The organism is Pseudomonas sp. IT-P294 (assembly GCF_949767865.1).
GTDB lineage: Bacteria > Pseudomonadota > Gammaproteobacteria > Pseudomonadales > Pseudomonadaceae > Aquipseudomonas.
Map to the genome: position 1 here is coordinate 740,326 of NZ_CATKQW010000022.1, position 20,895 is coordinate 761,220.

17 protein-coding genes are annotated in these 20,895 nt (G+C 59.9%); 6 read left to right on the top strand and 11 right to left on the bottom strand.

Features of this window, described 5'->3' with window-relative positions; all coding sequences use genetic code 11:
* Positions 1-22 precede the first annotated feature (22 nt).
* Both ACM6I0_RS18525 and ACM6I0_RS18530 read left to right on the top strand, forming a co-directional pair.
* Positions 23-1,819: an acyl-CoA dehydrogenase C-terminal domain-containing protein gene (locus tag ACM6I0_RS18525; RefSeq protein WP_414922976.1), complete on the top strand. Its 1,797-nt coding sequence runs from the start codon at positions 23-25 to the stop codon at positions 1,817-1,819.
* Between the two features lie 187 nt (positions 1,820-2,006).
* Entirely contained in the window at positions 2,007-3,785 is a 1,779-nt protein-coding gene (locus ACM6I0_RS18530) for an acyl-CoA dehydrogenase C-terminal domain-containing protein (RefSeq protein ID WP_285432652.1), read from the top strand.
* A 227-nt stretch (positions 3,786-4,012) separates the two neighbouring features.
* On the opposite strand, the gene ACM6I0_RS18535 is transcribed toward ACM6I0_RS18530, so the two are convergent.
* Positions 4,013-4,942, bottom strand: coding sequence for a LysR family transcriptional regulator (locus ACM6I0_RS18535; protein WP_285432651.1), 930 nt, complete (start codon positions 4,940-4,942; stop codon positions 4,013-4,015).
* A 169-nt stretch (positions 4,943-5,111) separates the two neighbouring features.
* On the opposite strand from ACM6I0_RS18535, the gene ACM6I0_RS18540 reads away from it, so the two are divergent.
* The 3 genes from ACM6I0_RS18540 to ACM6I0_RS18550 all read left to right on the top strand — a co-directional run bounded on the left by ACM6I0_RS18540 (position 5,112) and on the right by ACM6I0_RS18550 (position 7,158).
* A complete protein-coding gene (locus ACM6I0_RS18540) occupies positions 5,112-6,344 on the top strand; it encodes an aspartate aminotransferase family protein (protein ID WP_414922977.1) in 1,233 nt (410 codons plus the stop codon).
* 251 nt (positions 6,345-6,595) lie between these two features.
* A complete protein-coding gene (locus ACM6I0_RS18545; protein ID WP_414922978.1) occupies positions 6,596-6,916 on the top strand; it encodes a helix-turn-helix domain-containing protein in 321 nt (106 codons plus the stop codon).
* A gap of 83 nt (positions 6,917-6,999) precedes the next feature.
* Positions 7,000-7,158, top strand: coding sequence for a YqaE/Pmp3 family membrane protein (locus ACM6I0_RS18550; protein ID WP_007904205.1), 159 nt, complete (start codon positions 7,000-7,002; stop codon positions 7,156-7,158).
* 114 nt (positions 7,159-7,272) lie between these two features.
* On the opposite strand, the gene ACM6I0_RS18555 is transcribed toward ACM6I0_RS18550, so the two are convergent.
* The 10 genes from ACM6I0_RS18555 to ACM6I0_RS18600 form a co-directional block, all read right to left on the bottom strand.
* Positions 7,273-9,105 (bottom strand): prolyl oligopeptidase family serine peptidase, encoded by a 1,833-nt coding sequence (locus ACM6I0_RS18555; protein WP_414922979.1) that lies wholly within the window; start codon positions 9,103-9,105, stop codon positions 7,273-7,275.
* Complete coding sequence (pqqE, locus tag ACM6I0_RS18560) at positions 9,071-10,213, bottom strand: pyrroloquinoline quinone biosynthesis protein PqqE (RefSeq protein WP_414922999.1); 1,143 nt, start codon at positions 10,211-10,213, stop codon at positions 9,071-9,073. The genes ACM6I0_RS18555 and pqqE overlap by 35 nt, the downstream gene beginning before the upstream one ends.
* Before the next feature lie 4 nt (positions 10,214-10,217).
* A complete protein-coding gene (gene pqqD / locus ACM6I0_RS18565) occupies positions 10,218-10,493 on the bottom strand; it encodes a pyrroloquinoline quinone biosynthesis peptide chaperone PqqD (RefSeq protein WP_285432646.1) in 276 nt (91 codons plus the stop codon).
* On the bottom strand, positions 10,490-11,242 hold the full coding sequence (pqqC, locus tag ACM6I0_RS18570) for a pyrroloquinoline-quinone synthase PqqC (protein ID WP_208671161.1): 753 nt from the start codon (positions 11,240-11,242) through the stop codon (positions 10,490-10,492). The genes pqqD and pqqC overlap by 4 nt, the downstream gene beginning before the upstream one ends.
* A 139-nt stretch (positions 11,243-11,381) precedes the next feature.
* Positions 11,382-12,293, bottom strand: a complete 912-nt coding sequence (gene pqqB, locus ACM6I0_RS18575; RefSeq protein ID WP_285432643.1) for a pyrroloquinoline quinone biosynthesis protein PqqB — start codon at positions 12,291-12,293, stop codon at positions 11,382-11,384.
* A gap of 73 nt (positions 12,294-12,366) precedes the next feature.
* Entirely contained in the window at positions 12,367-12,441 is a 75-nt protein-coding gene (gene pqqA, locus ACM6I0_RS18580; protein ID WP_009045898.1) for a pyrroloquinoline quinone precursor peptide PqqA, read from the bottom strand.
* Positions 12,442-12,596: 155 nt separating this feature from the next.
* Entirely contained in the window at positions 12,597-15,023 is a 2,427-nt protein-coding gene (pqqF, locus tag ACM6I0_RS18585) for a pyrroloquinoline quinone biosynthesis protein PqqF (RefSeq protein ID WP_414922980.1), read from the bottom strand.
* A 48-nt stretch (positions 15,024-15,071) separates the two neighbouring features.
* Positions 15,072-15,866 (bottom strand): carbon-nitrogen hydrolase family protein, encoded by a 795-nt coding sequence (locus tag ACM6I0_RS18590; protein WP_208671164.1) that lies wholly within the window; start codon positions 15,864-15,866, stop codon positions 15,072-15,074.
* Between the two features lie 13 nt (positions 15,867-15,879).
* Complete coding sequence (locus tag ACM6I0_RS18595) at positions 15,880-17,562, bottom strand: flavin monoamine oxidase family protein (protein ID WP_285432640.1); 1,683 nt, start codon at positions 17,560-17,562, stop codon at positions 15,880-15,882.
* Between the two features lie 206 nt (positions 17,563-17,768).
* Positions 17,769-18,230 carry an Lrp/AsnC family transcriptional regulator gene (locus ACM6I0_RS18600; RefSeq protein ID WP_090179061.1) on the bottom strand — a complete coding sequence of 154 codons (462 nt, stop codon included), beginning with the start codon at positions 18,228-18,230 and terminating at the stop codon, positions 17,769-17,771.
* Positions 18,231-18,404: 174 nt separating this feature from the next.
* Between ACM6I0_RS18600 and ACM6I0_RS18605 the strand changes: the two genes are divergently transcribed.
* The gene (locus ACM6I0_RS18605) at positions 18,405-20,759 is read left to right on the top strand and encodes a glucose/quinate/shikimate family membrane-bound PQQ-dependent dehydrogenase (RefSeq protein WP_285432638.1); all 2,355 of its coding nucleotides are present in this window, start codon (positions 18,405-18,407) and stop codon (positions 20,757-20,759) included.
* Positions 20,760-20,895: the final 136 nt, after the last annotated feature.

The following is a 20,895-nucleotide window of genomic DNA, read 5'->3' on the forward strand; positions in this document are numbered from 1 at the left end:
ATCTGCTGACGGAGAAATGACCATGCCCGAGTACAAAGCCCCCTTGCGCGACATGCGCTTTCTGATCGACCACGTCTTCGACTTCCACACCAACTACGCAGCGCTGGGCGCGACCGACGCCAGCCCGGACATGGTCAATGCGATCCTCGAAGAAGGCGCGAAGTTTTGCGAGAACGTCCTTGCGCCGCTCAATCGCAGCGGCGACGAAGAAGGCTGCCATTTCGACAATGGCGTGGTGACGACGCCTACAGGCTTCAAGCAGGCATTCGCACAATACGTGGAAGGCGGCTGGCATGGTCTGGCGGCTGATCCGGCGTATGGCGGCCAGGGCCTGCCGAGTTCGCTGGGGCTGGTTATCAGCGAGATGGTCGGCTCCAGCAACACCTCCTGGGGCATGTACCCCGGCCTGACCCACGGCGCGATGTCAGCCATCCACGCCCACGGCACCGAAGAACAGAAAAGCACTTACCTGAGCAAGCTCACCGCAGGCCAATGGACGGGCACCATGTGCCTGACCGAAGCCCACTGCGGCACCGACCTGGGCATCATCAAAACCCGTGCGGTGCCGGCGGCCGACGGCAGCTTTGCGATCTCTGGCAGCAAGATTTTCATCTCTGCCGGCGAGCACGACATGAGCGACAACATCATTCACCTGGTGTTGGCGAAATTGCCGGACGCTCCAGCGGGCACCAAGGGCATTTCGTTGTTCATCGTTCCCAAATTCCTGCCCAATGCCGAGGGTGAAGCGGGCGAGCGCAATGGCGTTTCCTGCGGCTCCATCGAGCACAAAATGGGTATCAAGGCGTCGGCCACGTGCGTGCTGAACTTCGATGAGGCCAAGGGCTTCTTGATCGGTGAGCCGAACAAAGGCCTGAACTGCATGTTCACCATGATGAACCATGCGCGGCTCGGCACCGGGATGCAGGGCTTGTGTCTGGGCGAGGCTAGCTTCCAGGGGGCGATCAAGTACGCCAATGATCGCCTGCAAATGCGTTCGCTCACCGGTCCGAAAGCCCCCGAAAAAGTCGCCGATCCGATCATCGTTCATCCCGATGTGCGGCGGATGCTGCTGACCATGAAAGCCTTCAACGAAGGTAATCGTGCGCTGACGTACTTCACCGCGCAGCTGTTGGACGCGGCGCATCTGAGCCCGGATGCATCCGCGCGCCAGGATGCCGAGGACCTGCTGGCGTTCCTCACACCCATCTGCAAAGCCTTCATGACCGACACCGGGCTGGAGGTGACCAACCACGGCATGCAAGTGTTCGGCGGTCACGGCTTCATTCGCGAATGGGGCATGGAGCAGTTGGTTCGCGACTGCCGGATTGCGCCGATCTACGAAGGCACCAACGGTATTCAGGCGCTGGATTTGCTCGGGCGCAAAGTGCTTGGCAGCCAGGGCAAGCTGCTGCGCGGCTTCACCAAAATCGTCCACAAGTTCTGCGCAGCGAACGCTGAACATCCGCAACTGGCCAGCTACATGGCACAGCTCAACGAGCTGAACCAGCAGTGGGGCGAGTTGACCACCAAGGTCGGCTTGGCCGCGATGAAAAATCCGGACGAAGTCGGTGCTGCATCGGTGGATTACTTGATGTACAGCGGTTACATCATCCTCGGCTATCTGTGGCTGCGTATGGCGCTGGTGGCCCAGGCCCAACTCGAGGCTGGCAGTGGCGATGCCGATTACTGCAAGGGCAAACTGGCGACCAGCGAGTTTTACTTCAAGCGATTGCTGCCGCGCACCGCCGCTCATCGCGCCGCAATTGAAGCGGGCAGTGATTGCCTGATGAAGCTGCCGGCCGAGTTATTTGCGCTTTAATCTTTAAAACCGGTGACACAGGAGCCCGCGCTATCGCGGGCTTTTTCATGACTGTTTAGTCAGTGACTAAACATTACAAAATGGTCACCGGCTGACCCTATGTGTCACAAAAGTTGTTGGGGTACACTCTGACCCAACGAAAGCACTATTCCTACGAATCACCTGTAAAGATCTTGCGAGGTTTGCCATGGCTGACTACAAAGCGCCCCTGCGCGATATGCGCTTCGTCCTCAATGAAGTATTCGAGGTCGCCAAACTCTGGGCCGAACTGCCTGCGCTGGCCGATACCGTCGATGCGGAAACCGTCGAGGCCATTCTCGAAGAAGCCGGCAAAGTCACCAGCAAAAGCATCGCGCCGCTGAGCCGTGCGGCTGACGAAGAAGGTTGCCATTGGGCGGATGGTGCCGTCACCACGCCGGCGGGTTTCCAGCAGGCTTATCAGACTTACGCTGAAGGCGGCTGGGTCGGTGTCGGTGGCGATCCGACCTACGGCGGCATGGGCATGCCCAAGGCGGTTTCGGCGCAAGTCGAAGAGATGGTCAACTCCGCGAGCCTGTCGTTCGGTCTGTACCCGATGTTGACCGCCGGCGCCTGCCTGTCGATCAACGCCCACGCCAGCGATGAGCTGAAAGCCGCTTACCTGCCGAATATGTACGCGGGCGTCTGGGCCGGGTCCATGTGCCTGACCGAGCCACACGCCGGCACGGACCTTGGGATCATCCGCACCAAGGCCGAACCTCAGGCCGACGGTTCCTACAAAGTCAGCGGCACCAAGATCTTCATCACCGGTGGTGAACACGACCTCACCGAGAACATCATCCACCTGGTGCTGGCCAAGCTGCCGGATGCACCGGCGGGGCCGAAAGGCATTTCGCTGTTCCTGGTGCCGAAGTTCATGGTCAATGCCGATGGCAGCCTGGGTGCGCGCAACCCGGCGAACTGCGGTTCGATCGAACACAAGATGGGCATCCAGGCGTCCGCGACCTGTGTGATGAACTTCGACGAAGCCGTGGGTTATCTGGTCGGTGAGCCGAACAAAGGCCTGGCGGCCATGTTCACGATGATGAACTACGAGCGTCTGGGCGTCGGTATCCAGGGCCTGGCCACGGGTGAGCGCTCCTACCAGAACGCGATCGAGTACGCCCGCGACCGTCTGCAAAGCCGTTCGCCGACTGGCGCGCAGAACAAAGACAAAGTCGCTGACCCGATCATCGTCCACCCGGACGTGCGGCGCATGCTGCTGACCATGAAAGCTTCGAACGAAGGCGGCCGTGCCTTCTCGACTTACGTGGCGATGCAACTCGATACCGCCAAGTTCAGCGAAGACGCGACCACCCGCAAGCGTGCGGAAGACCTGGTGGCACTGCTGACCCCGGTGGCCAAGGCGTTCCTCACCGATCTGGGGCTGGAAACCACGGTCCACGGCCAGCAGATTTTCGGCGGCCACGGTTACATCCGCGAGTGGGGCCAGGAGCAACTGGTGCGCGACGTGCGTATCACCCAGATCTACGAAGGCACCAACGGCATTCAGGCGCTGGACCTCGTCGGACGCAAGATCGTCGGCACCGGCGGTGCGTTCTACAATCTGTTTGCTGACGAGATCCGTCATTTCACCGCCACGGCCAGTGCTGACCTGGCAGAGTTCACCAAGCCGCTGAACGATGCCGTGACCACCCTCGACGAACTGACCGCCTGGCTGCTGGATCGCGCGAAAAGTAACCCGAACGAAATCGGCGCTGCGTCGGTCGAGTATCTGCAAACCTTCGGTTACGTAGCCTACGCATATATGTGGGCGTTGATGGCCAAGGCAGCCGTGGGCAAAGAAGCGCAGGACGATTTCTACGCGAGCAAGTTGGGCACGGCGCGGTTCTACTTCGCCCGCCTGCTGCCGAGAATTCACTCGTTGAGCGCGTCGGTGAAGGCTGGCAGCGAATCACTGTTCCTGCTGGACGCCGCACAATTCTGACCCTGTAGCGTCATGTAAGCATTCTCTTACATGACGTACTGCTGTTCTCCCATATGCGAAGATTGGATCCAGAGCTAATCTACTTCACATGGACGTCGCGCAGGAAGCGCAAAGCAACAACACGGACACGTAGGATTCTGCCAGGACGGCGGAGTGAAATGGATGTCAGGGAAACAGTCTGCAAAGCCCCGCTTCGGCGGGGTTTTCTTTTGCCTGCAGAAAAGTATTCAGCTCAGTGCGTCGAGGGTTGGCGCGCTGTTCAAGCGGTCATCCGGCCCATTCATGACTTCCTCCAGCAATGTCCGCAACAGGGCCAGCGAAGCTTGTTGCCGTTGTACATCCCGGCACACCAACCCGACTTTCAGCGGCACCCGCGGCTCGGTCAGTGGTTTCCAAAGCAGTTCATTGTTGCCGAGCGCCTTTTGCGAGCGCCCGGGCAGGACCGTCGCCAGCCGCGTGTGGGGCAAGCTGTCGAGTATCCCCGCCATGTTGTTCAACTCCGCCTGCACCTGCGGACGCCGTCCCAGATTGGCCAGTTGTGTCTGCCAGATCTGCCGTACCTGAAACTCTTCACCGAGCAACAACATCGGCAATTCGGCGGCCTGACTCATCGAGACTTTCTTGAATTCACGCAACGGGTGGTCCGCCGGGATGACCAGCGTCAGTTCATCCTCGTACAGCATCACGCCGTGCAGACCCGGCTGACGGGGCGGCAAGTAGCTGATACCGATATCGAGGGAGCCATTGAGCAGCCGGCGTTCAATCTCCAGCCCGGTCAATTCATAAATCTGCACCACCAGGTGCGGCTGCGCCTTGCGCACGCGTTCAAGCATCTGGGGCACCAGACTGCTGTGAACCGTTTGCAGCACGCCGATGGCCAAGGTGCGCAACGCCTGGCCCTTGAAATTTCCCAATGCCTCGCGCGCCCTTTGCAAGCCGTCGAGCAAGGGCAGGGCGTGGTTGTACAGCGTGTGCGCGGCCAGCGTGGGCAACAGGCGTTTGCTGCTGCGCTCGAACAGGCTCACATCGAGGTTTTGTTCCAGATGACGAATCTGCTGGGACAGTGCCGGTTGGGAGATTGAAAGTCGCTCGGCGGCCCGACCCACATGGCCTTCTTCGTAGACCGCGACGAAATAACGCAGTTGCTTGAAATCCATAAGGTGCGCTTATCGAAAATGCTCGGAAATCGAAATGGCTCAACGCCTTGTGTGGGCCTAGTCTAACCGCATTCACAAGGCTTACAGGGCCATAGAGCGCGATGAATACCGTTTATGTCGATAGTATTTGCATAGGCAAGACAAAAAATCTCAAGCGAGGTTTTTTTGTATGAATTTGTTCAGTTTGCGGCGCAATCCGCTAAGCCTTGATGATTTGGCCGTCGACACCTTCCAGCAACCGCGCAGCATCAGCCTTTCCAGTGAGTACCTGATGCCCAGTGTCGAGCGGCCGAAGCAGATATTCGTTCGAGGTCAGGGCTCGTGGTTGTGGGACAGCGATGACCGTGCGTACCTCGATTTCTCACAGGGCGGTGGCGCCAATAGCCTGGGGCACAGCCCTTCGGTGCTGGCCAACGCGATTTCGGAGCAGGCCCGGTCGCTGATCAATCCAGGATTCGGCCTGCATAACCGCGGCATGCTCAGCCTTGCCGAGCAACTCTGCGCCCGTACCGGCAGTGATCAGGCCTACCTGCTCAACAGCGGCAGCGAGGCGTGTGATGCCGCAGTTCAACTGGCGCGTAAATGGGGTCAACGTCATCGCGGTGGAGCTTCTCGGATTATTGTGGCCGGTAATGGCCAACGTCCGGGGATGACTTCTGCTGGAGACTTTCACCACGTTCCTTTCAATGACCTTATGGCGATGCACGCGGCGGTCGATGCCCGGACCGTGGCAATCATGCTTGAACCGATCCAGAGCGAAGCCGGAGTGATTCCAGCCACCGAGTCTTACCTCAAAGGTGTCGAACGCCTGTGTCGGGAACTGGGTATTTTGTTGATCCTCGACGAAGTACAAACCGGTATCGGTCGCTGCGGCACCTTGCTTGCCGAAGAGTCCTACGGCGTTCGGGCAGACATCGTTGTCCTGGGTGGCGGGCTCGGTGGTGGCGTACCCTTGGCGGCGTTGCTGGCGCGAGGCACGGCGTGCTGTTTCGACATCGGCGACTTGGCGGGCACCCATCACGGCAACGCGCTGATGACGGTCGCCGGGCTGGTGGTCCTCGACAGTGTGCAAGACCAGGGCTTTCTCGATCATGTCGGGCAAACCGGCCAGCACCTGCGCGAAGGCCTGCAGCGTTTGTCCCATCGCTATGGTCACGGTGAGTTACGCGGGCGAGGATTACTTTGGGGACTGAGCCTGTCCGAAGATTCGGCTGATGCCGTCGTCAAATCAGCGTTGTACGAAGGCTTGCTGCTCGACGCCCCGCAACCTGACTGCCTGCGCTTTACCCCGGCGCTCACCGTCAGCAAGGCCAACGTCGACGAAATGCTCCTGCGACTGGCCCGCGCCTTCTCCCGAGTGCGCACCGCGCAATTGCAATGCCGCAAAGGGATCGCAGTCTGATCAGACCCGACCTACACGAATTTCCGAACCGTCTCGCGGTAATAACGCATCGCCCCACGTTTGATCTTTCGCGTGGGGCGTTTTTTTGTCTCTGCGTTTTGCCAGATGCAATAAGCGCTTGAGCGACCGCTCGATAAATGGCTTTTTGAGACAGTTGGCCGACTAGAGCGAGTTAGCCAAGTCATACGTTGGGCTGACCGAGATGGAAATCCAGCGCCTGCTGGATATGAAGGAATTCGTGGAGATAAATCATGAGTAAAAAATTCAAAAGTGAAGTGTCTGAATCGATACACGAATCGGCCAGTGCCTTGTTTGCTGTCGGAGCAATCAGCAAGGCAACCATGCGCGAATTCGACGAGTCGTGCCTTGCAACGGTGCCAGTGTCAATTGATGCAGAGCAGATTAAAGCGCTGCGCGAGCGCAACAATGTCAGCCAACCCGTGTTCGCTCGTTATTTGAACACCAGTGCTTCGACAGTAAAGAAATGGGAGGCAGGCGATAAACACCCCAGTGGCATGGCGCTGAAGTTGTTGAGCATCGTGCAGAAACACGGTCTTGAGATATTGGCCTGATGGTCCGCACTGAACCCTGACGAATGACGCTGGTCGATTGACTGTGTGGCTCACACGAGCCAACTTCAATCAGGAGCTACCCCATGGACTTTATTCGAATCATCATTGCCATTCTGTTGCCGCCATTGGGTGTGTTTCTGCAAGTCGGTTTCGCTGGCGCGTTCTGGCTGAATATTCTGCTGACGTTGTGCGGTTACATTCCGGGGATCGTGCATGCGGTGTACATCATCGCCAAGCGCTGAGTTTAGCGACCTTAGATAGACCGCTATCGCGAGCAGGCTCACTCTTGCAGGGATTTCTGCAACACCGCAGATCCAATGTGGGAGCGAGCCTGCTCGCGATGGACGCGCCGCTAATCAGGCATTGCCTCCGAGCGCCATGACCCGCCGATAAAACAACCCTTCCTGCTCGAGCGCATGGGCCTGGTTCCGCGCCTTGCGAAAACCGTGGCGTTCGTCGGCGTAGTAATGCGCCTCCACCAGAATCCCGTTGTCCTGCAGCGCGGTGACCATGTCGCGGGTCTGTTGCGGCACCACCACGGCGTCCAGTTCGCCCTGAAAGAAAATCACCGGCACGCTGATGTTCTGCGCATGCAGCAGCGGTGTTCGCGCAGCGTAGCGTTCGGCATCAAGCAGCGGATCGCCGATCAGCCAATCCAGATAATCGCCTTCGAATTTGTGGGTCGCGCGCCCCAGTGCAACTGGATCGCTGACCCCGTAGAGGCTGGCGCCAGCGCGGAAGACCTTGTGAAAGGCCAGTGCGCATAGGGTGGTGTAGCCGCCAGCGCTACCACCGCGAATAAATGCCTTGTCACCGTTGATCAATCCGCGTCCGGCGAGATGAGCGACGACAGCGCAGGCATCCTCCACATCCACCTCGCCCCAACTCAAATGCAGGGCCTGGCGATAAGCGCGGCCATAGCCGCTGCTGCCACGGTAGTTGAGGTCGGCCACGGCGAAACCGCGTTGCGTCCAGTACTGGATGCGTGGATCAAGCATCGGGTAGCAGGCCGAAGTCGGGCCGCCGTGGATGAACACCACCAGCGGCGGCGTTGCGTCTGCGGTCATCGCCGGATAGAAGAAGCCATGAGCCTCACCCGCGCCGCTGGGGTAGCGCAGGGTTTGCGGGAAGCTGATCTGTTCGGCGGGCAACGGAGCAATGCCTCCGGCCAATACGTTGACCTGCCGCGTAGTGCGGTCGATAGCAATGACCGCTGCGGGACTGACCGGCGAGGCGGCGATGCAGTAAATGAATTGCTCATCGAGGGCGAGATGGCGAAACCGGCTGTAGTTGCCAGTGAAATCTTCACTGACGTCGCCACACAAACCCAAACGACCAAACCCGCCTTCCGTCCAGCTTGCCAGGTAGTTGCTGTCGCCCAGCGGCAACCAAGTGCTGCCACCCAACTGCCACGGCGCCGGTCCATGATCGGCGGCGGCGCTCGGCAGCGGGCTCAGGCCGTCTGCCGACTCCACCCAAGGCTGCCAATAACCGCCGCGATCGGTCAGGCAAAACAGACGGCCGCTGCTATCGAAACGAGGTTGTTGCAGCGACTCCTGAGCACCATCGCCCGCCACGCAACGCGACTGAGCAAAACCACCCTCGCTTTTACGTTCGGCAACCACCAGGCGGGTCGCGGTCCATGGCTGATCCGGGCGGCTCCATTCGATCCACGCCAATCGTTGCGCGTCGGGACTCAGTGTCGGCGCGGCGTAGAAATCAGCGCCTTCGGCCAGCAGATGTCGACTGCCGTCCGCTACATCAATCGCCACCAGTCGATGCCGATCACGATGCTCTTCAACCGCCAGAACCTGACCATTGGCGAACTGCAGGTCGCCGTAACGGCACTCCCCCGACGTCAGCATTTCAGGCGCCTCGCCGGCCATGGATTGCTGATACAGCTGCTGATCCGCCTCGTTGACGAAAACAATCCCGTCATCGGTCAGGCAAAACGCGCCACCACCATATTCGTACACCCGACTGCGCACGCTGAAGCCTGTCGGTGTCAGGCACTGCGCCTGGCCATCGTGCCAATGCCAGATCCGGCAGGCGGCGTCTTCGGGACGGTACTCGTTCCAGAACAGGCCGTGTTTGCCGACCTGCAACTCGGCGAAGTCGATACCCGCCGCGACGGCCCGGGCTGCGCTGAAGGGTTCAGCTTTTGGCGATGAGTCGTGAGTTTCGTTCATTGCGAAAGGCCAGTTGTTCGATGGTCTGAGTCGCGTGCTCGGCTTCTTCGCGGGCCTTGAGGATCACGCCGTGATGTTCGGACTTGCTGCACACCGGGTCGGCATTGCTCGCGTCACCCGTGAGCATGAACGCCTGGCAACGGCAGCCGCCGAAGTCCTTTTCCTTCTCGTCGCAGGAGCGGCACGGCTCGGGCATCCAGTCGTAACCGCGAAAGCGGTTGAAACCGAACGAGTCGTACCAGATGTGCTGCATGCTGTGGTCGCGCACATTGGGAAACTGCACTGGCATTTGTCGGGCACCGTGACACGGCAGTGCGGTGCCATCCGGCGTGACTGTCAGAAAGATACTGCCCCAGCCGTTCATGCAGGCTTTCGGGCGCTCTTCGTAGTAATCCGGCGTGACGAAAATCAGCTTGCACGGATGCCCTTCGGCTTCGAGTTTGGCGCGGTATTCGTTGGTGATGCGTTCGGCGCGGACCAGCTGTTCCTTGGTCGGCAACAGGCCGACCCGATTGAGCTGCGCCCAACCGTAGAACTGACATGTGGCGAGCTCGACGAAGTCGGCCTCAAGGGCGATGCACAGCTCGATGATCCGGTCGATCTTGTCGATATTGTGCCGATGCGTCACGAAGTTCAGCACCATCGGATAGCCGTGGGCTTTCACCGCACGGGCCATTTCCAGTTTCTGCGCGAAGGCTTTTTTCGAGCCGGCCAACAAGTTATTCACTTGTTCGTCGCTGGCCTGAAAGCTGATCTGGATGTGGTCCAGGCCGGCCTTCTTGAAGTCGCTGATTTTCTGCTCGGTGAGGCCGATGCCGGAGGTGATCAGGTTGGTGTAGAAACCCAGGTTGCGCGCCTCGGCGATCAGTTCGGCGAGGTCCTGGCGCACCAGCGGTTCGCCGCCGGAAAAGCCCAATTGCGCGGCGCCCATCTCCCGTGCTTCGCGGAAAACCTTGATCCACTGCTCGGTGCTCAACTCTTTGCCTTGCTCGGCGAAGTCCAGCGGATTGGAGCAGTAGGGACATTGCAGCGGGCAACGATACGTCAGCTCGGCGAGCAGCCAGAGCGGCAAGCCGATTTCAGGTTTTGGCGGTAACGTGTCTGACACGGAATCAGACAAGTTCGATCCAGTGCTGAGCACGGGCGACCTCCATGAATTGCTCGATGTCTTCACCAAGTTCTGGCACGCCGGGAAATTTTGCGTCCAGCTCAGCGACGATTGCCGCGACGTCACGCTGGCCATCAATCAAACCGCCAATCAACGCGGCGCTCTCGTTGAGTTTGATCATGCCTTCCGGGTAGAGAAGGACATGGCCTTTCTGCGCCGGTTCGTATTGGTAACGGTAGCCAGGACGCCAGGTCGGGGTCTTGCTGCGATCGAAACTCATAAGGTGATTCCTTTATGCCAGACCCGTTGCCCGGTCACGCTGTGATACGGCGGGCGGTTCAGTTCGTAAGCCATGCTCATGGCATCGAGCATGCTCCAAAGAATGTCCAGTTTGAACTGGAGAATTTCCAGCATGCGTTCCTGGCCTTCGCGCGTGGTGTAGTGCTGCAAGGTGATTGCCAGACCGTGCTCGACATCGCGGCGCGCCTGGCCGAGGCGGGTGCGGAAATACTCGTAGCCGGCCGGATCGATCCACGGGTAGTGCTGCGGCCAGCTGTCCAGGCGCGATTGGTGAATTTGCGGTGCGAACAGCTCGGTCAGCGAACTGCTGGCGGCTTCCTGCCAGCAGGCCCTGCGGGCGAAGTTGACGTAGGCGTCCACGGCGAAACGCACGCCGGGCAGGACCAGTTCCTGGGAGCGCAACTGGTCCGGGTCGAGGCCGACGGCCTGGCCCAGGCGCAACCAGGCTTCGATGCCGCCGTCTTCGCCGGGCGCGCCGTCATGGTCGAGCAGACGCTGAATCCACTCGCGGCGGATCTCGCGATCCGGGCAGTTGGCAAGGATCGCAGCGTCCTTCAGGGGAATGTTCACCTGATAGTAGAACCGGTTGGCGACCCAGCCCTGGATCTGCTCACGGGTCGCCCGGCCTTCATACATCGCCACGTGATACGGGTGATAGATGTGGTAGTAGGCGCCCTTGGCGCGCAAGGCCGCTTCGAATTCGGCGGGGGACATCGGGGTGTCAGTCATTTTGCTTCTCCGGGTACGACCGGTGGTTTCTTTGGTGTCAGGACCGGCCTCATCGCCAGCAGGCTGGCTCCCACAGTTGATCGCATTCCCCTGTGGGAGCCAGCCTGCTGGCGATAGACTGCGCCGCGGTCTTGAAGTCCTACAACACAATACTCATGCCGTCATACGCCACTTCAACCTTACGTCGAGCCAACTCCGCGCGCTCCGGCGAATCCTCATCGAGAATCGGGTTGGTGTTGTTGATGTGGATAAGCACCTTGCGCTGCTTGGGCAATTGCTCCAGCACTTCGAGCATGCCGCCGGGGCCGCTCTGCGCCAGGTGACCCATTTCCCGACCGGTGCGAGTGCCGACGCCACGGCGTTGCATTTCGTCGTCATCCCACATCGTGCCGTCCACCAGCAGGCAATCGCTGGCGGCCATGATCTCCAGCAGCGGCGCGTCGACCTTGCCCAGGCCCGGGGCGTAGAACAGTTTGCCGCCGGTGTTCAGGTCTTCGACGATCAGGCCGATGTTGTCGCCCGGGTGCGGGTCGAAGCGGTGCGGCGAGTAGGGTGGCGCGGCGCTGCGCAGGGGCAACGGGGTGAAACGCAAACTCGGGCAGGCCGGGATGGTGAAACTGCAATCGAGTTCGATGCGGTTCCAGTTCAGCCCGCCATTCCAGTGGGTCAGCATGGTGAACAGCGGGAAACCGGTGCTCAGGTCCTCGTGGACCATGTCGGTGCACCAGACCTGATGCGGGCAACCTTCGCGCAGGCTGAGCAGACCGGTGGTGTGGTCGATCTGGCTGTCCATCAGAATGATCGCGCTGATGCCGGTATCGCGCAGGGCGCGGCCCGGTTGCATCGGGGTGAAGCTTTGAAGCTGGGCGCGGATGTCCGGCGATGCGTTGCACAGGATCCAGTTCACGCCGTCATCGGAAATCGCGATGGACGACTGAGTTCGCGCCTTGGCCTTGAGGCTGCCGTTGCGAAAACCTGCACAGTTCACGCAGTTGCAGTTCCACTGGGGGAAACCACCGCCAGCGGCGGAACCTAGAATCTGGACAAACATGGCCGCTCCATCATTTCAGCACTGAAAATAAAAACGCCTCGGCAATACCGAGGCGCTGAACCACACGACAATCTTAGCGGCTTGCGAAGTACATAGTGACTTCAAAGCCGATACGCAGGTCGGTGTAAGCAGGTTTGGACCAGGACATGGGAGCGCTCCTCAGGGTGATGGGACGGTTGAGATCTATACATATAGTCCACCTCCAGTCGGAGATGTTCAGATAGTTAGGTGGCTATGTTACTCAAAATTACCGATTGATTGGCCTGCTATCTCGGAAAAAGCTAATTGCGCCAGCGGTAATGATCATTTTGTCACTTGCCAAGGCGCTTGCGGTTCCGAACTGCTGGCCAGGCAGCGCCAGCCACCTTCGGCGTTGCTCAGTCTATGCGCGGCGGCGACCAAGGCGTCGCGGTCGATGGCTAGAATCGACAAGGGCAGCTGCGTCAGGTAATCCGACGAACGGCCAGCCTGCTTGCCCTGCCAGAGCAGTTCGGCGGCTTGGGCCAAGGGTAATGCAGCCTCCTTGAATTGATCGGACAATGCCTGACGATGCGCGATAAACGTAGCCTCCTCGATTCCGTTGATCATGGCGGGCAAGTCACTCAGGAAGCGTTCCATGTGTTCCAGCAATTTCAATGGTGCGGTGCCCGGAGATTGCACACCCAACACAATACCGGTCTGCCCATGGATCTGGCGCAGTGCGCTGAACACTGCATAACCCAGTTGCAGCTCCACGCGCAGGCGCTGATAGATCGGGGTCTGACAGACGAGCGCCAACAAGCGCCAGACGGCTTCTTCGCAGATGTCCTGCGTTGCCGTCGGGCAGAACAGCACCAATGCATGTTCGCTGGAACCGGTGTCGAGCGTTGTCCACAGACGCTGCGAGTTGATCGAGGGTGGCGTAGACGGTTGGGTGTCGGCAACGCCGGGCACGCGGCTCAGGGTCAAACCCAAGGCCGCTTGAGTGTGAGCTGACAAGCCGACCGCCAAGCCTTCCCAGCGCGAACTCGACCACAATTGCTGCAAGTCGCCAGAGACGGCCGAGCGCGCGATGCAAAGATCGGGCAGTGCCTTGAGCAGGTGTTTAATCGGTATGAGTGCAGGGCTTTTCGGCACTTCCTGTGAGAAATCTCTGTCAGGCGTTGTCAGTGCTTTCAGCGCATGTTCGAGGGCAGTCGGCATCGGCGCCTGCAGCCCCGTCATCTTCAGCAACCATTCATTGCCTGAGGCGCTGAAAGACACATCAACGCCAGCCTGACGTGCATCTTCGCGCAACGACTGCAGGCCATTTTCCAGGTGGTATTGAAGGCGCGAGTGCGGCTTGGACTCGAGGCGCCAGCGCAGATAAATCGCACCGTGTTCCGTATTGTCCGGCAAGGCCTGGCTGAACTGCATTGGGGAGTTTTCCCGACGACTGCGCGAGCGGTCTTGGGCAAACGTTCTCAGGCCTCGGTGTTTACTGGTTTGCCCGCGAATCAGCCCGGCATTTTGCGCCGGTGCCTCGACTTTTAAAAACGGGTTCGGCGCTGGCAGTTGCCAGTCGCCAATGAAGTTATCCACAGCGCCGATTTTCTTCAGGATGTCCTTGAGTGCTACAACGCCTTGCTCGGTTAACCCGTCTTCAAGCTGTTCGCTGTCGAGCCGGGCCAATTCCAGTGCACTGCTGACCTGTTGCTGGCGCTGAAGCACGGTGGCGTACTCGTCGCGCAGACACGCCCAGTCTTGCTGTGAGGCAAAAAAGCCTAGCCAATCCAGGAGTTTCTCGCGGATTGCGCTCGCTGGCGCAGCCTTTGTCAGCTCGATGTGCAGTACGGCTTGTCCGGCAAACTGATACAGCAGTCTGGCGTTCAAATGTTCAGCCAAACCGCGCGAGCGCAATTCAGCCAGCAACCCACCGGGTTTCGCGGCGTTCAACCAATGGCACAGGAACGCCAACGCTTGGGCCGATGAAGGCAGTAGCGATTCGAAAGCAAACAGCAGATCGAGCCTGGCTTCGTTTGCCTGTTGATAATTTGTCTGTGAAGACTCCATCAGCGGCACAGGTGCCACTTGCGGGATGTTTGCTCCCGCAGGAATCGCCGCGCCGAAGCTCTGCGCCAATTGCTTGAGCTCTTCAATACTTTGCGGGCCGGCCATGCTCAGCGTCATCTGCCCGGTTCGATAAAACTGCTGATGGAAATCCTTCAGCGCTTGCTGAAACGGCAGTTGCTGCACGGGAAGGCTGTCGCGGTTACCGGCATGAAAACCACGCAATGGGTGACTCGGCGACAATCCGTCGAACAGCGCCAATTGCTGTTGCGCTCCCTCATCCTGCGACCAAGCGACAAACTCGGCATGCAGCACTTCCCGTTCCCGCTGCTGATCGTCCAGATTCATACGCGGATGAGCGAGCATGTCTGACAGACGCTCCAATCCTTCTTTGAATACCTGAGGTGGCAACTCGAAAAAGAAGTCGGTGGTGCGCTCGCTGGTCCGAGCATTCACCTGCCCGCCATGACCTTGTACGTAGGCCATCAGCCCTTGTTCCGCAGGAAAACGCGCGGTGCCAAGAAACAACAGGTGCTCAAGAAAGTGCGCCAGGCCTGGCCATGCCAATGGCACGTCGTGACTGCCCGCAGCGACCCGCAAAACAGCCGCACAACGCTTCAGGTTCGGGGCATGACGCAGGGTCACCCGTAAGCCGTTTGCCAGGGTTTCAGTGTGGGGGCGAGGGGGATTCAGCACAGGCATGAGCACTTCCAGAACAGAGAAGTACTCATGCTAGCGGATAACGCTGACTCAGCGCTTGTTCAGTGCGCCGTAAAGCTCGGGACGACGATCGATCAAATAGCGGTTGGCCGCGCGGGAATCGATCATTAACTGACGGTCCAACTCGCCGACAATCAGCGCTTCATCCAGGCCCGCCTGGGCGATACGACTGCCATCCGGCGCGGCAATGCTGCTCTGGCCGCAGTACTGGATCTCGCCTTCCTGCCCGCAATAGTTGGCATATGCCACATAGCACTGGTTTTCGAAGGCGCGGGAACGCACGGTGACGTCGGCCACGAAGTCGAAAGGAATCATGTTTGCCGTCGGCACCAGAATCAGCTCGGCGCCAGCCAGGGCGAGGCGGCGAGCATTTTCCGGGAACTCCAGGTCGTAGCAGATCAGGAAACCGAGCTTCCAGCCGTTGAGTTCAACCAGCGGAAACTCGTCTTGCCCGGCGCTGAACATCGAGTGATCGAGGTCGCCAAACAGGTGCGTCTTGCGGTAGTTGCAAAGGCGCTCGCCGTTGGCGTCGATCAACTGCACAGCGTTGTAGATCTGCCCGTCCTCGGTGCGCTCGGGGTAGCCATACAAAATGGCGATCCCTGCCGTCTTGGCAATGCGCGCGATCTGCTGCGCCGATTCACCGTTGTGCACTTCCGCCAGCACGCTGACCGCATCGAGGCCAATGTTGTAGCCGGTCAGGAACATCTCCGGCAGCACCAGCAGGTCTGCGCCCTTGGCCTCCAGCGCCAGTTGATGCAACCGTTGCAGATTACCGGCGACATCCAGGGGTAACGGTGGACATTGGTACAGGGCTACGCGCATTTCTCGATTCCTTTTACTCGGGCAGGGCGATCGGACCGATCTCGTTGAACACATCACCTGGACCCGGGTTCTCGGCGTGAGTTTCACCGCCGAAGTGTTTCATGATGCCCCACACCGCATTGAGCGAGGTCTGCACCGCGCCTTCGACCCACGCCGGCGTCCACGAAACGTCGTCCCCGGCAATGAAAATCCCGCGCTGCTCGGCCGGCATGTCGTCCTGCATGAAGTGCGCGTACATGCGCTGGTTGTAGCGGTAGTGACCGGGCAGGGCGCCTTTGAAAGCCCCGAGGAAATGCGGGTCGGCTTCCCACGACACAGTGATCGGATCGCCGATGATGCGCGCGGCGATGTCGACTTTCGGGTAGATCTTCTTCAACGCGTCCAGTGCCAGCTTCACGCGCTTCTCAACCGGGTGCGGGAGCATCTTCAGCGCATCGCTCATCCACGAGTACGACAGGCAAATCACACCGGGCTTGTCGTCGCCGTTGTCGAACAGGTACGTGCCGCGGGTCAGGCGATCGGTCAGGGTCATGCTCATCAGGTCGCGGCCGGTTTCCGGGTCCTTGTCCTTCCAGAACGGGCGGTCGACCATCACAAAGGTTTTCGACGATTGCATGTAGCGGGTGCGATCCAGGGCCATCCACATCTTTTGCGAAAACAGCGTTTCGTCGCATTCGATCTGGGTGGTCAGCAGCCAGCTCTGGCAGGTGGTCAGCACCGCCGCGTATTCGCGGGTGTCGCCATAGGTGTCGGTGACAGCAAAACGGCCGCCCGGCGCGTGGGCAATTTTCTTCACCCCGGAGCGTGGCGCGCCCCGGTGCAACGAACTCAGGCTGGTGCCTTCAGGCCAGTGCACGCAACGCTCCGGCACATGGCGCCAGATGCCCAGCGGCACTTGTTCCACGCCGCCGACTACCAGGTGCTGGTGATCGTCGCAGTTGGTCATTACCACACGGAAGATTTCCAGCATCGAGTTCGGGAAATCCGAGTCCCAGCCGCCGGTGCCGAAACCGACCTGGCCAAACACCTCGCGGTGATGGAACGACAGCTTGGCGAAGGCTTTGGAGGTGGCGACGAAGTCGTAGAAAGTGCGGTCGTCCCACAGCGGAACCAGCGTGTTCCACAGCTCTTTGAGGCGCGGTACATCGCGGTCGCGGATGGCTTGCTGGATATCGGAGAACTGCGAACCGGCTTCCAGTGCGTCCGCCCAGGCGTCCGCCACTTCCTGGAACAGCGCAGGAAGATCCGCCAGTTTCTGTGCGTAATGGGTTTTGCCTTCGATGTCGATCACCGTGCTGCCCGATGCGGGCGTCAGCGGGTTCGGGAAGGGCTTGGTTTGCAGGCCGAGCTTGTCGACGTAGTGATAAAACGCGGTGGACGATACCGGGAAGCGCATGCCGCCCAGCTCGGCGATGATGCCTTCGGCACCATTGAACGCCTGCGAGCGCAGACGGCCGCCCATTTTCGAGGCTTCGTAGACGACGGGTTTGAGACCCAGCTTCATCAACTCGTAAGCCGCTACGAGACCAGCGATACCCGCGCCGACAATCGCCACTTCGGCACCGTGGTTGTGCGCAGGAATACTGCCCAGGCCGGCCGGGTGTTCGATCCAGTCGTCAAAACCGAAAGGGAAGTCCGGGCCGAAAATAGTGACTGGTTTTTTACCGTCTGCAGGATGGCGATTGTTCTTGTTCATGGCTGACCTTGCTGGCGACCCGACGCGGAATGCGCATCTGAGTATAGGAAAAGATGGCAGCCATTCTAGAGAGCGTAGAACACGTTAATAAGACGCAATGTGTCGTCGTTTTGCCAAATAACTGATCAATATGACGGTCAGCTGCTACACACCGACCAATGTGGTAGCGATCCTGCTCGCGATGAGGTCCTCAAAGACGCTGCAAATCAAACCGGCTGGCCCCGATCAATCTTGCTGCTCAGGATGATCGAAGTCGTCGTCTTCTCCACCCCGTCCACACTGCCAATCTGATCGAGCAACTGATCCAGTTGCTCCGGCGAATCGGTGCGCAACCACGCCACGTAATCAAATTCGCCACTCACCGCACACAGTTGCTGCACCTGTGCCATGGCGCTGAGCCGGCGCAGCACTTCCTTGCCCGAGCGCGGTTGCACCGTGATCCCGACATACGCCTGCAAGCCGCCATCCACCACCCGCTGACCCAAACGCACGCCATAACCGGTGATGACTTTGGTTTTCTCCAGTCGCGCCAGGCGTGAGGTCACCGTGGTCCGGGCGATGCCCAGCTGGCGAGCGAGCATGGCCACGCTTTCACGAGCGTTGATCTGCAAGGCCGCGATCAATTGGCGGTCGATTTCGTCAAGAACAGGCGGGCGGGTGTCAGGCAAGGGTCGTCTCCAGCAACACAAAACATTGATTTGGCATGTTACAGCACGGCTCGCACAACGCAGGTTTGATCTGGCCTCAGTACCGTTCGGGACATTTTTATCTGCGACAAATTGCCATAAGTAACTAGGTAGTACATCATTTCGCGCTTGTCACAAATGGGGATAATTTCCGACATGAATAATTCTGGGGCTGCCGGCGGCGGCAAATGGTTGCTGTTGGGGCTGGGTGTCCTGATCGCGTTGATCGGACTCGGCCTGGCCGGCGGCGGTGGTTATCTGATGTCGCTCGGCGGGAGCGCGTACTTCCTGCTGATGGGCCTGGCGATGCTGGTTTCGGGGCTGATGATTGCCCGTTGCAAGCCGCAAGGCGCGTGGCTGTATGGCGTGGCGTTGATCCTGACAGCGATCTGGGCGGTATGGGACGGCGGTTTTGAATACTGGCCACTGGTCTCACGCGTGCTGACCTTTGCCGTGATCGGCCTGGACGTGGCGCTGATCTATCCGACGCTGGTGCGTGCTTCGGGCGCGACGGCGGGCCGTGGTGCATATGGCCTGGCCGGTATCCTCGGCGTCGGCGTTGTTGCAACGATGGCGTACATGTTCGTGCCGACTCACGTCGTCAAAGCCAGCACCGAGCCGGCTGTAACGCCGGTCACACCCGGCTCCGAACAGAAAGACTGGGCCCACTGGGGCAACACTACAGCCGGTAACCGTTTTGCCGCGCTGGATCAGATCAACAAAGGCAACATCGACAAGTTGCAGGTGGCGTGGACCTTCCATACCGGCGACATCCCGCAAAGCACCGGCGCCGGCGCCGAAGACCAGAACACGCCGCTGCAAATCGGCGACACGGTCTACACCTGCACCGCCTACGGCAAAGTCTTCGCCCTGGACGCCGACACCGGCACTCAGCGCTGGAAATTCGACCCGCAAGGCACCGCGCCTAACTGGCAGCGCTGCCGGGGCCTGGGCTATTCCGAAACCCCTGCGTCCTCGCCAACCCAGCCCACTGCCTGTACGAAACGTCTGTTTCTGCCGACCGGCGATGCGCGCCTGATTGCGATCAATGCTGATACCGGCAAGCCCTGCGAAGAGTTCGGCAACAAAGGCACGGTCGATCTGACCATCGACATGGGCGAAGTGAAGCCCGGTTACTACCAGCAGACGTCGACCCCATTGGTGGCGGGTGATGTGGTGATTGTCGGCGGTCGAGTTGCCGATAACTATTCCACCGGCGAACCGCCAGGCGTTGTCCGCGCATACGACGTGCGCAGTGGTGAACTGGTGTGGGCGTGGGATCCGGGCAACCCGAACACGACCAAACGTCCACCGGCTGGTGAGACCTACACCCGTGGCACGCCGAACGTCTGGTCGGCCATGTCCTACGACGCCAGACTCGGTCTCGTGTACCTGCCAACCGGCAACGCCACACCGGACTTTTTCGGCGGCCAGCGCACGGCATTCGATGACAAGTGGAACTCGTCCATCGTTGCCGTCGATGTGAAGACCGGTCAGGTGCGTTGGCACTTCCAGACCACTCACCACGATTTGTGGGACTTTGACCTGCCGGCGCAACCGCTGCTGTATGACGTGCCGGACGAAAAAGGCGGCATGCAGCCGGCCTTGGCGCAAGTCACCAAACAGGGCGAGATCTTCCTGCTCAACCGCGAAACCGGCGTCCCAATCGCCCGCGTCGAGGAACGCCCGGTGCCACAGGGAAACGTGCCCGGCGAACGCTACTCGCCGACCCAGCCGTTCTCGGTGGACATGCCGTCAATCGGCAACAAAACCCTGACCGAGTCCGACATGTGGGGCGCCACGCCGTTTGACCAGTTGATGTGCCGCATCCAGTTCAAAGGCATGCGCCATGAAGGCGTCTACACCCCGCCGGGCCTTGATCGTGCGTTGCAATTCCCGGGCTCGCTGGGGGGCATGAACTGGGGCAGCGTTTCGGTGGACCCGAACACGAACTACATGTTCGTCAACGACATGCGCCTGGGCCTCGCCAACTACATGATCCCGCGCAACAAGATTGCTGCCGGGGCCAGTGGTATCGAAATGGGCGTGGTGCCGCAGGAAGGCACGCCGTTCGGTGCCATGCGCGAACGCTTTCTGTCGGCGGCCGGCATTCCGTGCCAGAAACCGCCGTTCGGCACGATGTCCGCCATCGACCTCAAGACCCACAAACTGATGTGGCAGGTCCCGGTTGGCACCGTGCAAGACACTGGTCCGTTGGGCATCCGCATGCACCTGCCGATCCCGATCGGCATGCCGACCCTCGGCGCTTCGCTGGCCACCCAGTCGGGCCTGTTGTTCTTCGCCGGCACTCAGGATTTCTACCTGCGTGCTTTCGATACCGGCAACGGTAATGAGATCTGGAAGTCGCGTTTGCCCGTCGGTAGCCAGTCGGGGCCGATGACCTACGTTTCGCCTAAAACCGGCAAGCAGTACATCCTGCTCACCGTCGGTGGCGCTCGTCAGTCGCCGGATCGCGGTGACTATGTGATTGCCTACGCGTTGCCCAAGTAAAGTCTGAATCGCAGGTACGAAAAAGCCGCGCCATTGCGCGGCTTTTTCTATTGTGGAGTTCAACCCGGGTGGGGCGCGGATGCCGGGATGGACACCAACAGACAGTCATAGTCGAATGCGAAATCGAGGGATGCGA